This window comes from Paraburkholderia kururiensis JCM 10599 = LMG 19447 (assembly GCF_003986935.1).
Lineage (GTDB): Bacteria > Pseudomonadota > Gammaproteobacteria > Burkholderiales > Burkholderiaceae > Paraburkholderia > Paraburkholderia kururiensis.
In genome coordinates this window covers 93951-106973 of record NZ_RJZE01000023.1, presented here as the reverse complement: position 1 = coordinate 106973, position 13023 = coordinate 93951, and the positions used below count along the sequence as shown (strand labels likewise).

The 13023-nt window shown below is 67.1% G+C and carries 11 protein-coding genes; 9 read left to right on the top strand and 2 right to left on the bottom strand.

The window, feature by feature from the left end:
- Positions 1-64: 64 nt before the first annotated feature.
- The 3 genes from PKKP23_RS25315 to PKKP23_RS25305 all read left to right on the top strand — a co-directional run bounded on the left by PKKP23_RS25315 (position 65) and on the right by PKKP23_RS25305 (position 2586).
- Positions 65-1510: a cytochrome-c peroxidase gene (locus PKKP23_RS25315; RefSeq protein WP_126878903.1), complete on the top strand. Its 1446-nt coding sequence runs from the start codon at positions 65-67 to the stop codon at positions 1508-1510.
- Between the two features lie 189 nt (positions 1511-1699).
- Positions 1700-2113, top strand: coding sequence for a hypothetical protein (locus PKKP23_RS25310; RefSeq protein ID WP_240659135.1), 414 nt, complete (start codon positions 1700-1702; stop codon positions 2111-2113).
- Positions 2114-2136: 23 nt separating this feature from the next.
- A complete protein-coding gene (locus PKKP23_RS25305; protein WP_126878902.1) occupies positions 2137-2586 on the top strand; it encodes an NUDIX hydrolase in 450 nt (149 codons plus the stop codon).
- A gap of 68 nt (positions 2587-2654) precedes the next feature.
- On the opposite strand, the gene PKKP23_RS25300 is transcribed toward PKKP23_RS25305, so the two are convergent.
- On the bottom strand, positions 2655-4406 hold the full coding sequence (locus PKKP23_RS25300) for a glutamine--tRNA ligase/YqeY domain fusion protein (protein ID WP_017777707.1): 1752 nt from the start codon (positions 4404-4406) through the stop codon (positions 2655-2657).
- Between the two features lie 145 nt (positions 4407-4551).
- On the opposite strand from PKKP23_RS25300, the gene PKKP23_RS25295 reads away from it, so the two are divergent.
- Positions 4552-5184 carry an RBBP9/YdeN family alpha/beta hydrolase gene (locus PKKP23_RS25295; RefSeq protein ID WP_126878901.1) on the top strand — a complete coding sequence of 211 codons (633 nt, stop codon included), beginning with the start codon at positions 4552-4554 and terminating at the stop codon, positions 5182-5184.
- A gap of 65 nt (positions 5185-5249) precedes the next feature.
- Here PKKP23_RS25295 and PKKP23_RS25290 read toward each other — a convergent pair whose 3' ends face one another.
- Entirely contained in the window at positions 5250-6470 is a 1221-nt protein-coding gene (locus tag PKKP23_RS25290) for a CaiB/BaiF CoA transferase family protein (RefSeq protein ID WP_026122032.1), read from the bottom strand.
- 207 nt (positions 6471-6677) lie between these two features.
- Between PKKP23_RS25290 and alaS the strand changes: the two genes are divergently transcribed.
- The 5 genes from alaS (at position 6678) to PKKP23_RS25265 (ending at position 13004) form a co-directional block, all read left to right on the top strand.
- Positions 6678-9302 (top strand): alanine--tRNA ligase, encoded by a 2625-nt coding sequence (gene alaS, locus PKKP23_RS25285; RefSeq protein ID WP_126878900.1) that lies wholly within the window; start codon positions 6678-6680, stop codon positions 9300-9302.
- A 276-nt stretch (positions 9303-9578) separates the two neighbouring features.
- Positions 9579-10109 carry an NUDIX domain-containing protein gene (locus PKKP23_RS25280; protein ID WP_017777711.1) on the top strand — a complete coding sequence of 177 codons (531 nt, stop codon included), beginning with the start codon at positions 9579-9581 and terminating at the stop codon, positions 10107-10109.
- 262 nt (positions 10110-10371) lie between these two features.
- On the top strand, positions 10372-11520 hold the full coding sequence (locus PKKP23_RS25275) for an iron-containing alcohol dehydrogenase (RefSeq protein ID WP_126878899.1): 1149 nt from the start codon (positions 10372-10374) through the stop codon (positions 11518-11520).
- Positions 11521-11543: 23 nt separating this feature from the next.
- The gene (locus PKKP23_RS25270) at positions 11544-12035 is read left to right on the top strand and encodes an acyl-CoA thioesterase (RefSeq protein WP_126878898.1); all 492 of its coding nucleotides are present in this window, start codon (positions 11544-11546) and stop codon (positions 12033-12035) included.
- 60 nt (positions 12036-12095) lie between these two features.
- Complete coding sequence (locus PKKP23_RS25265; RefSeq protein WP_420873248.1) at positions 12096-13004, top strand: branched-chain amino acid ABC transporter permease; 909 nt, start codon at positions 12096-12098, stop codon at positions 13002-13004.
- Positions 13005-13023 lie beyond the last annotated feature (19 nt).

Genomic DNA, 13023 nt, shown 5'->3' with positions numbered 1-13023 from the left:
CGTCATGGTTTCGTCACGGCACCGACATACGCTCTCGCGATTCGCCAACCTCGGAAGAATACTCATGCTGTGTCGTTTCACGGAATGGCCGTTCGCCCGGTCGCCTTCGCCCGGCCGCCTGTCGCTTCGCATGCGGGAGCACGCCGTTGCGGCGCTTGCCGCGGGCGCGGTACTCCTGCTGCTGGCACTGCTCGGCGGATGCGATGCCCGCGGGCCGGGCGCCGAAGGCGCTGCGGACGTGGCTGCGCCGGCAAGTGCGAAGACCGTGGCGGCAACGGCGCAGCCCGATACGCAGCGAGCGGGCGCAGCAACGGATGCACCGCAGATCGTGCAGATCGTGCGCGTAGCTGCCGTGGATGGAGGCGGACAGACGCGCGCCCAGGTGTACGAATCGGTGCGCAAGATGACGGCGCTCGGTCAGCAACTGTTCTTCGATCCGTCGCTGTCCGGTTCGGGCAAGCTCGCGTGCGCCACCTGTCACACGCCGTCGCGCGCGTTCACGCCGGCCAACGCGCTTTCCGTGCAACTGGGCGGCAGCGACATGCACCAGCAAGGCATGCGCGCCGTGCCCACGCTCAAGTATCTGCAGTCGGTGCCGGCGTTCCAGGAGCACTATCACGAGTCCGACGACGAAGGCGACGAAAGCGTGGACGCGGGCCCCACGGGCGGCCTTACCTGGGACGGTCGCGTGGATCGCGGCGCGGACCAGGCGCGCATTCCGATCCTCTCGCCGCTCGAGATGGGCAGCTCGCCGCAGAAGGTGGCCGCCGCGGTCAAGGCCGCGCCTTACGCGAACCAGTTTCGGGGCGCGTTCGGCGAGCACATCTTCGACAACGCCGACGCCACCTTCAACGCGGTCCTCAAGGCGCTGGAAACGTTCGAGCAGACGCCGCAGGTGTTCTATCCGTACACGAGCAAGTACGACGCGTACCTGGCGGGCAAGACTCAGCTCACACCGGCCGAGCTGCGCGGCCTGCAGCTTTTCAACGACGAGAAGAAGGGCAACTGCGCGAGCTGCCACGTGAGCCAGCGCGCGCGGGACGGCGCACCGCCGCAGTTCAGCGACTTCGGGCTGATCGCCGTCGGCGTGCCGCGCAACCGCGCACTCGCGGTGAATCGCGATCCGCATTTCTACGACCTGGGCGCGTGCGGCCCCGAGCGTACCGACCTCAAGGGCCGCGCCGAATTCTGCGGCCTCTTTCGCACGCCGACGCTGCGCAACGTGGCGCTCAAGAAGTCGTTCTTCCACAACGGCGTCTACCATTCGCTCGAACAGGTGCTGCGCTTCTACGCCGAACGCGACACGAACCCCGCGAAGTTCTATCCGGTGGTGAACGGCAAGGTGCAGAAGTTCGACGACCTGCCGCAACGCTACTGGCCGAATCTCAATACCGAGCCGCCGTTCGACCGCAAGCCGGGCGACGCGCCCGTCTTCAACGCCGCCGAAATCCGCGATGTCATTGCCTTTCTCAACACGCTCACGGACGGCTGGCAGCCCGCCGCGCAGTAGGCCGCGACGCAGGGCCGCACGGGGCCGTGCGGCCCCGGGGCGGCCGAAAGCTGCGTGCTATGCTTGCCAGGCCGTCCCGCGTGCCGTGGCGCTCAGTCTGCGTGCCGGTTAATGTGCTCGATTGAGGAGCCCGTGTGCGGGCCATTGCACGACGTCTATTCGAACGACGCTAACAAGGAGAACGACTGAATGCCGACGCGAAATCAACAGCAAAGCCGCCAGCGGATTCGAAACCTCTTGAGCATGGGCGCCGGGGCGCTGCTGCTCGCCTGCGCGGGCAGCGCGCTGGCCTCGAACCTGAGCTTTCTCGACAACACGCCGCTCGCCTACATCCAGCAGCGCGATCACGATGAAATCATCAAGGCCGTGTATGTCGCGCTCGACAGCAAGCAGGACGGCCAAACTGCGAACTGGACGAATCAGGGTTCCCGGAACAGCGTGAGGATCGACGCGAAGATCACGCCGCACGACACGACTAAAGACGGGGAAAAGACCTGTCGCAAGGTCGACGTGGAACTGGATGCGAAGGGCCAGTCCATGACGCTTGTGCCGTCCTACTGCCGCGAAGGCAAAGGCGAGTGGCAATTCCAGAAAGCCCGATAGAAGCAGCAGGGAGGATGCAGCCGGTGGCCGAACGCACCGTTTCGTGTGGCGTCGTTTTGCTGGACCCGGAAGGCCGGGTTCTGCTTGCGCACGCCACCGGCACCAACCACTGGGACGTTCCGAAAGGGCAGGGCGAGGAAGGCGAGACGCCGCGCGAGGCGGCACTGCGCGAACTGGTGGAAGAGACGGGCCTCGTGATCGACCCGGACCGGCTGGTGGACCTGGGACGCTTCGACTATCGGCGCGACAAGGAGCTGCATCTCTTTGCCGCCCGCGCGCGGGACGACGAACTGGACCTCACGCGCCGCACCTGCACGTCGCTCTTTCCGCGCCGTTGGGACGGCGTGATGATTCCCGAGATGGACGCTTACCGCTGGGCCGCGCCGGATGAGGTGGCCCAGTACGCGAGCCGGAGTCTGAACCGGCTCTTCGAGACAACGTTGTCTTTGGTGGAGCTGCACCGCAGGCTGTAACGGCGCGCGGCGCGCGGTGCGCGGGAGAAGCGGCGTCATTTCAGACGCCGCTTCTCTTCATCGCGGATTCAAGCCGGCTTGCCCCAGCTGTCGCGCAACCCGACGATGCGGTTGAACACCGGCTTGCCCGGCTTCGAATCGACGCGGTCGGCCACGAAGTAGCCATGCCGTTCGAACTGGTAGCGGTCTTCGGGCATCGCATCGCGTGCGCCGGGTTCCAGATAGGCCTGCACCACACGCTTCGAGTCCGGGTTCAGCGCTTCGAGGAAATCGCGGCCGCCTGCATCGGGCTGGGGTTCCTTGAAGAGGCGGTCGTAGAGGCGCACTTCCGCCGGGCACGCCTGCGCCGCGCTCACCCAGTGGATGTTGCCCTTTACCTTGTAGTTGTTCGCGCCTTCGGTGCCCGAGCGGCTGTCCGGGAAGTAGGTGCAATGCACCGCCACGATGTTGCCGTCCGCGTCCTTCTCCGCGCCCGTGCACTCCACCACGTAGCCGTAGCGCAGCCGCACCTTGTTGCCGGGGAAAAGGCGGAAATAGCCCTTCGGCGGCGTTTCCGTGAAGTCCTCGCGTTCGATCCACAGTTCGCGCGAAATCGGGAAGGTGCGCAGGCCGCGTTCCGGATGGTGCGGATGCACCGGCGCGCTGCATTCCTCGGTCACGCCTTCGGGGAAGTTGTCGATGACGAGCTTCACCGGGTCCAGCACGGCCACCGTGCGCGGTGCCTTCTCGTCGAGGTCGTCGCGCAGCGCGCCTTCGAACACGCTCATGTCGATCCACGAATCCACCTTCGTGATGCCGATGCGCTCGCAGAAGAGCTGGATCCCCTCGGGCGTGAAGCCACGACGGCGCAGGCCGACGATGGTGGGCATGCGCGGGTCGTCCCAGCCTTCCACGTGGCCTTCGGTCACGAGTTGCAGCAGCTTGCGCTTGCTCGTGATGGCGTACGTGAGGTTGAGCCGCGAAAACTCGATTTGCTGCGGCAGCGGACGCGTGAACACGCCGGCGTCGGCCAGTTCGTTGAGCACCCAGTCGTAGAGCGGCCGGTGGTCTTCGAATTCGAGCGTGCACAGCGAATGCGTGATGTTTTCGAGCGCGTCCGAAATGCAGTGCGTGTAGTCGTACATCGGGTACACGCACCACGTGTCGCCGGTACGGTAGTGATGCGCGAAGCGGATGCGGTAGATCACCGGGTCGCGCATGTTGATGTTGGGCGACGCCATGTCGATCTTCGCGCGCAGCACGTGCTCGCCTTCGGTGAATTCGCCCGCCTTCATGCGGCGGAACAGGTCGAGATTCTCTTCGGGCGTGCGGTCGCGGTACGGCGAGGGCTTGCCGGGTTCGGTAAGCGAGCCGCGGTTCGCACGCATTTCGTCGGCGCTCTGGCTGTCCACGTAGGCCTTGCCGCGCTCGATCAGCAGCTCGGCGAACGCGTACAGCTTGTCGTAGTAGTCGCTCGCGTAGTAGAGGTGCTCGCGGCCGTCGTGCTGCCAGTCGAAGCCGAGCCACTTCACGGCGTCGATGATGGACTCGACGTACTCGACGCTTTCCTTTTCCGGATTCGTGTCGTCGAAGCGCAGATGGCACACGCCGCCGTAGCTGCGCGCCATGCCGAAATTCAGGCAGATGCTTTTCGCGTGGCCGATGTGCAGGTAGCCGTTCGGCTCGGGCGGGAAACGCGTTTCAACCCGCGAGCTCCACTTGCCCGAGCGGTTGTCCTCGTCGATGATGTTGCGGATGAAATTGGACGCGGGCGCGTCCGTCCGGTCCGCGTGGTTGCTGTCGGCGGCTTTGCGTTCGGTGGGTTTGCGTTCGTTGTTCATGCGAGAGTAGGGATGTCGTTCGAGGGCGCGCGGTGCGTCCGCAATTCTGTTAATTCTACCTGACGAGGCCCGCTCCAGCAGCCGCCGCACGGCGTTGCGCGGGGCGCCGCAGCCTTGTCGCGAGCCTGCGAGGAACACGAAAGCGATGATCGACCACACGGTACTGACGGTACTGACGCTGCCCGGCTACCTGAACTCCGGCCCCGGCCACTGGCAGACGCGCTGGGAGACGCTGCAAGGCCGGCATGGGCCGGCCAGAGGCGCGGCATCGGGCGCGCCGTCGGATCATTTCGCCTTCACCCGCGTGCAGATGGCCGATTGGGACCATCCGGTGCGCGAGGCGTGGTGTCGCACGCTCGACGAAGCCATCGCCGCCGCTGAAGGGCCGGTGCTGCTCGCCGCGCACAGCATGGGCTGCCTTACCGTGGCGTTCTGGGCCACGCAATACGCCACGCCCGAACGCGCGGCGAAGGTGGCGGGCGCGCTGCTCGTGGCCGTGCCGGACCCGGCAGGCGCTGTGTTCCCCCACGACGCGTCGGGCTTCTCGCCCGTGCCGCTCGAACCGCTGCCGTTTCCCACCACCGTCGTGGCGAGCAGCAACGACCCGTACGGCGGCATTGCGTTTTCCGCCGCGTGCGCGCAGGCGTGGGGCAGCCGCTGGTTCGACATCGGCGCACGCGGGCACATCAATGCCGACAGCGGTCTTGGCGACTGGGAACAGGGACTCGCGTGGCTCGCGGAACTGGCGCGCGAGCCACGCGTGGAGGCGGGGCGCTGAGGGTGCGCTGAAGGTGCGCTGAGGGTGCGCTGAACGTGCGCTGAACGGCCCCGGGCGCGCGGCGTTCAGACGGCCGACTTCGCCCGCAACGCCGCAATGGCGTCTTCGCTATAGCCCAATACGTCGCGCAGCACCTCGTCCGTGTGCTCGCCGAGCGTGGGCGGATGGCTCGCCACCCGCGGCGGCGTCTTCGTCATCTTGATGGGATTGGCCACGAGCTTCGCCGTGGCGCCCGACGGATGCGGCACGTCGACCTGCATCCCGCGGGCCACCACCTGCTCGTTGGCGAACACCTCGGCCAGATCGTTGATCGGCCCGCACGGCACGCCCGCCGCTTCCAGGGCCGCGATCCATTCGTGCTTGGTCTTCAGGCGCACCATTTCGGCGAGCACGGGCACGAGCGTGTCGCGATTGCGCACGCGGGCCGGGTTCGTGGCGAAGCGTTCGTCATCGGCCAGTTCCGCGCGGCCGCCCACTTCCACGAACTTGCGGAACTGGCCGTCGTTGCCTACCGCCACGATGATCCAGCTGTCGCTCGTCTGGAACGTCTGGTACGGCACGATGTTGGCGTGCGCATTGCCCCAGCGTACGGGCGGCTTGCCGCTCGCGAGGTAGTTCGCGTTCATGTTCGCGAGCATGGCGACCTGCACGTCGAGCAGCGCCATGTCGATGTACTGGCCTTCGCCCGTGCGGTCGCGGTGCGCGAGCGCCGTGAGCACGGCGATGGTCGCGTACATGCCGGTCATGAGGTCCGCAATGGCCACGCCGGCTTTCTGCGGCCCGCCGCCCGGCAGGCTGTCGCGCTCGCCCGTGATGCTCATGAAGCCGCCCATGCCCTGCACGATGAAGTCGTAGCCGGCGCGCGAGGCGTAGGGCCCGGTTTGGCCGAAGCCCGTCACGGAGCAGTAGACGATGTCCGGCTTCACGGCGGCGAGCGATGCGTAGTCGAGCCCGTACTTCTTCAACTGCCCGGCCTTGTAGTTCTCCAGCACCACGTCGCTTTGCGCCGCGAGTTCGCGCACGATGCGCTGGCCCTCGGGCGTCGCGATGTCCACCGTGACCGAACGTTTATTGCGGTTGGCCGCGAGGTAGTAGGCGGCCTCGCGCGTGTCGGCGCCGTCCGGCGTCTTCAGATACGGCGGACCCCAATGGCGCGTGTCGTCGCCGGCGCCGGGGCGCTCGATCTTGATCACGTCCGCGCCGAAGTCGGCGAGCGTCTGTGCGCACCAGGGACCGGCCAGCACGCGGGTGAGGTCCAGCACCCGGATATGACTGAGAGCGCCCATCATGTCTTGCATGTCTCCTCTTGTGGCTGCCTGCAATGCCGTCCATCTTAAGCGATTCCCGCCTGCGCGCCCGCCCACGAGGGCTCTGCGGCCTCGCGTGGCAGGCGTGATCCCGTATAATCGACCGTCTGGAAAGCAAATGGCTGGCGCGTCTGCGGTTTTGACCGGTACGCGCCGGATTTAAAGCAGAGACCGCCCCACCACGCCATGAAAGCAGCCGATATCCGCGAGAAATTCCTCAAGTTCTTCGAATCGAAGGGCCACACGATCGTGCGCTCGTCGAGCCTTGTGCCCGCCAACGACCCGACGCTGCTCTTCACCAATTCGGGGATGGTGCAGTTCAAGGACGTGTTCCTCGGCACCGACAAGCGGCCGTACTCGCGCGCCACCACGGCCCAGCGCAGCGTGCGCGCGGGCGGCAAGCACAACGACCTCGAAAACGTGGGCTACACCGCGCGCCACCATACGTTCTTCGAGATGCTCGGCAACTTCTCGTTCGGCGACTACTTCAAGCGCGACGCGATCCACTACGCGTGGGAGCTGCTCACCACGGTCTACCAGTTGCCGAAGGACAAGCTCTGGGTCACCGTCTACCAGGAAGACGACGAGGCCTACGACATCTGGGCGAAGGAAGTGGGCGTGCCGGCCGAGCGCATCATCCGCATCGGCGACAACAAGGGCGCGCGCTACGCCTCCGACAACTTCTGGCAGATGGCCGACACCGGCCCGTGCGGCCCGTGCTCCGAAATCTTCTACGACCACGGCCCGGACGTGTGGGGCGGCCCGCCGGGATCGCCCGAAGAAGACGGCGACCGCTACATCGAAATCTGGAACCTCGTGTTCATGCAGTTCAACCGCGACGCGCAGGGCAACATGACGCCGCTGCCGAAGCCCTGCGTGGACACCGGCATGGGCCTCGAACGTATCGCGGCCGTGCTCCAGCACGTGCACAGCAACTACGAGATCGACCTGTTCCAGGCGCTGATCGCGGCCGCCGGCCGTGAAACCGGCATTACCGACCTCACGAACAACTCGCTCAAGGTGATTGCGGACCACATCCGCGCGTGCTCGTTCCTGATCGTCGACGGCGTGATTCCGGGCAACGAAGGCCGCGGCTACGTGCTGCGCCGCATCGTGCGCCGCGCCATCCGCCACGGCTACAAGCTGGGCCGCAAGCAGGCGTTCTTCCACAAGCTGGTGGGCGACCTCGTCGCGCAGATGGGCGGCGCGTATCCCGAACTCAAGGAAAACGAGGCGCGCGTCACGGACGTGCTGCGCCAGGAGGAAGAACGCTTTTTCGAGACCATCGAGCACGGCATGTCGATTCTCGAAGGCGCGCTTGCCGAACTCGAAGCCGCGGGCGGCAAGACGCTCGACGGCGAACTCGCGTTCAAGCTGCACGACACCTACGGCTTCCCGCTGGACCTCACGGCCGACGTGTGCCGCGAGCGCGGCGTGACGGTTGACGAGTCCGCCTTCGACGAAGCCATGGCGCGCCAGCGCGAGCAGGCTCGTGCGGCGGGCAAATTCCGCATGGCGCAGGGCCTCGAATACTCGGGCGCGAAGACCACGTTCCACGGCTACGAAGAGATCGTCTTCGACGACGCGAAGGTGGTCGCGCTCTACGTGGACGGCGCCGCGGTCAACGCAGTGACGAAGGGCCAGCACGCCGTGGTGGTGCTGGACCACACGCCGTTCTACGCCGAGTCGGGGGGCCAGGTGGGCGACCAGGGCGTGCTTGGTAACGCGAGCGTGCGCTTTGCAGTGAGCGATACGCAGAAGGTGCAGGCCGACGTGATCGGCCATCACGGTCTGCTCGAACAGGGCACGCTCAAGGTGGGCGACGTGGTGAAGGCCGAGATCGACGCGATCCGCCGTGCCCGCACGGCGCGCAACCACTCGGCCACGCACCTGATGCACAAGGCGCTGCGCGAAGTGCTGGGCGCGCACGTGCAGCAGAAGGGCTCGCTCGTGGATGCGGAAAAGACCCGCTTCGACTTCGCCCACAACGCGCCCATGACCGACGACGAAATTCGCCGCGTGGAAGACATCGTGAACGCCGAGGTGCTTGCGAACGCGCCGGGCGTGGTGCAGGTGATGCCCTACGACGAAGCCGTGAAGGGCGGCGCGATGGCGCTCTTCGGCGAGAAGTACGGCGACGAAGTGCGCGTGCTCGATCTCGGCTTCTCGCGCGAACTCTGCGGCGGCACGCACGTGCATCGCACGGGCGACATCGGCCTTTTCAAGATCGTGGTGGAAGGCGGCGTGGCGGCGGGCATCCGTCGCGTGGAAGCCATCACCGGCGACAACGCGGTGCGCTACGTGCAGGAACTCGACGCACGCGTCAACGCGGCGGCCGCGGCGCTCAAGGCGCAGCCTGCCGAACTCACGCAGCGCATTTCGCAGGTGCAAGACCAGGTGAAGTCGCTCGAGAAGGAACTGGCGGCGCTCAAGTCGAAGCTCGCGTCGAGCCAGGGCGACGAACTGGCGGGCCAGGCGGTCGAGGTGGCCGGCGTGCAGGTGCTTGCCGCGACGCTGGAAGGCGCGGACGTGAAGACGCTGCGCGAGACCGTCGACAAGCTCAAAGACAAGCTGAAGAGCGCCGCGATCGTGCTGGCGTCGGTGGAAGGCGGCAAGGTGAGCCTGATCGCGGGCGTCACGGCCGAGGCCAGCAAGAAGGTGAAGGCGGGCGAACTCGTCAACTTCGTTGCCCAGCAAGTGGGCGGCAAGGGCGGCGGCCGGCCCGACATGGCGCAGGCCGGCGGCACCGATCCGACCAACCTGCCCGCCGCGCTGGCCGGCGTGAAGGGTTGGATCGAAGCGCAGCTTTAATCGCAGACGGCGGGCCACAGTAATGGCTCGATGAAAGCGCCATCGCGGCGTGCCGGACAGTAAAAGGCGAACGGGCCGCTCCTGAAGAAAAGGGAGCGGCCCGTTTCGTTTGGGGCGCGAGGCGTGGGGTACAACGAGAGCGGCGTGGCGGCCCAAAGCGGCCGTCCCGGGACGAACCTCAGCCCGAACCTCGCCCCACGCCGACGCCGCCCCACGACCGCCGCAATCGCACACTAAAATGGACGCTTTCCATCGCACCCCGCGTCCTCCCGCCCTATGACCGACTACCGCTTCTGCCCCCGCTGCGCCACGCCGCTCGTCGAGCGAACCGATCCGGAACACGAGGGCGGCCGTGTGCGCCAGACCTGTCCGGACGAGGCCTGCGGCTATGTGCACTGGAACAATCCGTTGCCCGTGGTAGCGGCGATCGTCGAGTACGAAGGGCGGGTGCTGCTGGCACGCAATGCCGCATGGCCCGAGGGCACGTTTGCGCTCATCACGGGCTTTCTCGAAAACGGCGAAACGCCCGAAGAGGGCATTGCCCGCGAGGTGCGCGAAGAGACGGCGCTGCATGCGCAGAGCGTGGAGCTGGTGGGCGTCTACGAGTTCATCCGCAAGAACGAACTCATCATCGCGTATCACGTGAAGGCGCATGGCACCATCGCGCTGTCGCCGGAGCTACTGGAGTATCGGCTCGTGGAGCCCGCGAAGCTGCGGCCGTGGCTGGCGGGTACCGGCCAGGCGCTCGCCGAGTGGATGCGGCGGCGGGGTCTGCCGTTCGAATTCGTCGAGCGGCCGGGACAATGACGGCGGCATCCGCGCGTAGCGACGTATCAGCACTCCATCACAGCAGAGCAGTAGCGGCACATTCCTGACGATAACGATGAAGCGGCACTCCTCAGCCGCCGCAGCGGTCCGCAAGACAAAAGCGCCCGCGCGCGGCAGGTAGCTGACGCAAGTGGCCGAACCAGACCGAACAAGGCGCCCCAGTTGAGGCGCGCAACCGGATGACCGACCGGACGCCCAAACCGGGCGCCCCAAACCGGGCGACCCAACCAGGAGACATGGCATGGCGTACATCTACTACCTGACTCACATCCATCTCGGCTACGACGCGCTCGACCAGCTCGCGTCCGAATGCGCGCGCGCCGGCATCACTCGGCCGCTCGTGGTCACCGACAAAGGCGTCGTGGCCGCAGGTCTTGCCCAGCGCGCCGTGGATGCGCTCGGTCGCGGCACGCTGCCGGTGTTCGACGACACGCCCTCGAACCCCACGGAGGCCATGGTGCGGGCCGCCGCAGCACGTTATCGCGAGGAGGGCTGCGACGGCCTCGTGGCAGTGGGCGGCGGTTCGTCGATCGATCTGGCCAAGGGCGTGGCCATTGCCGCGACCCATCCGGGGCCGCTCGCCACCTATGCCACCATCGAAGGCGGCAGCAACCGCATCACGAGCGCGGCCGCGCCGCTCATCGCCGTGCCCACCACCGCGGGCACGGGCAGCGAGGTCGCGCGCGGCGCCATCATCATCCTCGACGACGGACGCAAGCTCGGCTTCCATTCGTGGCATCTGCTGCCGAAAGCCGCGATCTGCGACCCCGGCCTCACGCTTGGCCTGCCGCCCATGCTTACCGCGGCGACGGGCATGGACGCCATCGCCCATTGCATCGAGACGTTCCTCGCGCCCGCCTTCAACCCGCCCGCCGACGGCATCGCGCTCGACGGGCTCGAACGCGCGTGGGCGAACATCGAGCGCGTCACCCGCGACGGCAGCGACCGCGACGCGCGTCTCAACATGATGAGCGCTTCGATGCAGGGCGCGATGGCGTTCCAGAAGGGGCTCGGCTGCGTGCATTCGCTGTCGCATCCGCTCGGCGGCGTGAAGGTGGGCGGACGCACGTCGCTGCATCACGGCACGCTCAACGCCGTTGTGCTGCCCGCCGTGCTGCGCTTCAACGCGAGCGCCGAAAGCGTGGTGGCCAACCGGCGCTACGAGCGCATGCGCCGCGTAATGGGGCTCGCGCCCCATGCCGATCTGGCCGACGCGCTGCACGACATGACCGCGCGGCTCGGCCTGCCCACCGGGCTCGCGCAGATGGGCGTGGACGCGAGCGTGTTCGACCACGTGATCGAAGGCGCGCTTGCCGACCATTGCCACAAGACCAATCCGCGCGAAGCCAGCGCGGACGACTACCGTCGCATGCTGCACGAGTCGCTCTAACCCACGAAAGGACGCAAACCACCATGAGGCCCACCGCGATCGTTCGCAGCGCCTACCGCCACTTCCTGCCCATCACCACGCGCTGGATGGACAACGACGTCTACGGCCACGTGAACAACGTCGTCTACTACAGCTATTTCGACACGGTGGTGAACGAGTACCTGATCCGCGCGGGCGCGCTCGACGTGGAGCACGGCACGACCATCGGCCTCGTGGTGGAGACGCAGTGCAACTACTTCTCGCCGCTCGTGTTTCCGGAGCGCGTGGATGCCGGTCTGCGCGTGGCGCGGCTGGGGTCGTCGAGCGTGCGTTACGAGGTGGGGCTCTTCCGCGAGGGCGAGTCGCAGCCCGCGGCGCAGGGGCATTTCGTGCACGTCTACGTGGAGCGCGCCACGCGCCGGCCGGTCTCGGTGCTGCCCGACGCGTTGCGCGCAGCACTCGCGCCGCTCGTCGTAGCGCCTCATGAGGCCGTTGCTTCCGGTCAGCACAAGAACCAGGACGAGGCGGCGGATTAACTCGTGCAGACGTTGGCAATCGAGACGCTGAACGGCCTCAGCTACGGCCTCTTGCTGTTCATGCTCAGCGCCGGACTCACGCTGATTTTCAGCATGCTCGGCGTGCTCAACTTCGCGCACGCGAGCTTCTACATGCTGGGCGCGTACGTGGGTTTTTCGCTGGCGGCGCGCATGGGCTTCGGCTGGGCGCTCGTGCTCGCGCCGCTTGCCGTGGGCGCCACGGGCGCGGCGCTCGAACGCTGGCTATTGCGGCGCGTGCGGCCTGGCGGCGCGTTGAACGAGTTGCTGCTCACCTTCGGCGTGGCCTACGTGATCGGTGAACTCGTCAAGCTCGTGTGGGGGCTCGAGCCGCTGAGCGCGACGGTGCCGGCCGTGCTCGACGGTCCGCTCTTCACGCTCGACGGCCTCGCCTTTGCGCGCTACCGCGCTTTCATGATGGCCGTGGCGCTCGCCATGCTCGCGCTGCTCGCCGCGGTGCTGCGCGTGTCGAAGACGGGGCTCGTCGTGCGGGCGGCGCTCACGCATGCGCAGATGGTGGAGGCGCTCGGTCATGACGTGCCGCGCGTCTTCACCTGGGTGTTCGGCGTGGGCACCGGGCTCGCGGCGCTCGCCGGCGTGGTGGGCGCGCCGCTCTTCGTGATCGAGCCGGCGATGGCGGAGTCTGTCGGCTCCATCGTGTTCGTCGTGGTGGTGGCGGGCGGCCTGGGTTCGCTTTCGGGGGCGCTCGCGGCCTCGCTCGCGGTGGGCTGCATTCAGACGTTCGCGGCGGCGAGCAACGTGTCCTTCGGAGATCTGGCTGAACGCCTCGATCACCTGAGCCACCTCGGGCATCTCGCCGATGCGCTGCCGCCTGCATGGAGCGCGCTTACCGTCGCGCAGATCGCGCCGCTGCTGCCTTATGTGCTGCTCGTGGCGATGCTCGCGCTGCGCCCTCGCGGACTCTTCGGCCAGCGTGGCGACGATGCGTAGGTGTCACGGGCCTTCGCGC

What these genes read in the sequence shown, in the direction of transcription:
- PKKP23_RS25315 (WP_126878903.1), top strand. Translation starts at nt 65, where the DNA reads ATGCTGTGTCGTTTCACGGAATGGCCGTTCGCCCGGTCGCCTTCGCCC.
- PKKP23_RS25310 (WP_240659135.1), top strand. Translation starts at nt 1,700, where the DNA reads ATGCCGACGCGAAATCAACAGCAAAGCCGCCAGCGGATTCGAAACCTC.
- PKKP23_RS25300 (WP_017777707.1), bottom strand. Translation starts at nt 4,406, where the DNA reads ATGAACAACGAACGCAAACCCACCGAACGCAAAGCCGCCGACAGCAAC.
- PKKP23_RS25295 (WP_126878901.1), top strand. Translation starts at nt 4,552, where the DNA reads ATGATCGACCACACGGTACTGACGGTACTGACGCTGCCCGGCTACCTG.
- PKKP23_RS25290 (WP_026122032.1), bottom strand. Translation starts at nt 6,470, where the DNA reads ATGGGCGCTCTCAGTCATATCCGGGTGCTGGACCTCACCCGCGTGCTG.
- alaS (WP_126878900.1), top strand. Translation starts at nt 6,678, where the DNA reads ATGAAAGCAGCCGATATCCGCGAGAAATTCCTCAAGTTCTTCGAATCG.
- PKKP23_RS25280 (WP_017777711.1), top strand. Translation starts at nt 9,579, where the DNA reads ATGACCGACTACCGCTTCTGCCCCCGCTGCGCCACGCCGCTCGTCGAG.
- PKKP23_RS25275 (WP_126878899.1), top strand. Translation starts at nt 10,372, where the DNA reads ATGGCGTACATCTACTACCTGACTCACATCCATCTCGGCTACGACGCG.
- PKKP23_RS25270 (WP_126878898.1), top strand. Translation starts at nt 11,544, where the DNA reads ATGAGGCCCACCGCGATCGTTCGCAGCGCCTACCGCCACTTCCTGCCC.
- PKKP23_RS25265 (WP_420873248.1), top strand. Translation starts at nt 12,096, where the DNA reads ATGCTCAGCGCCGGACTCACGCTGATTTTCAGCATGCTCGGCGTGCTC.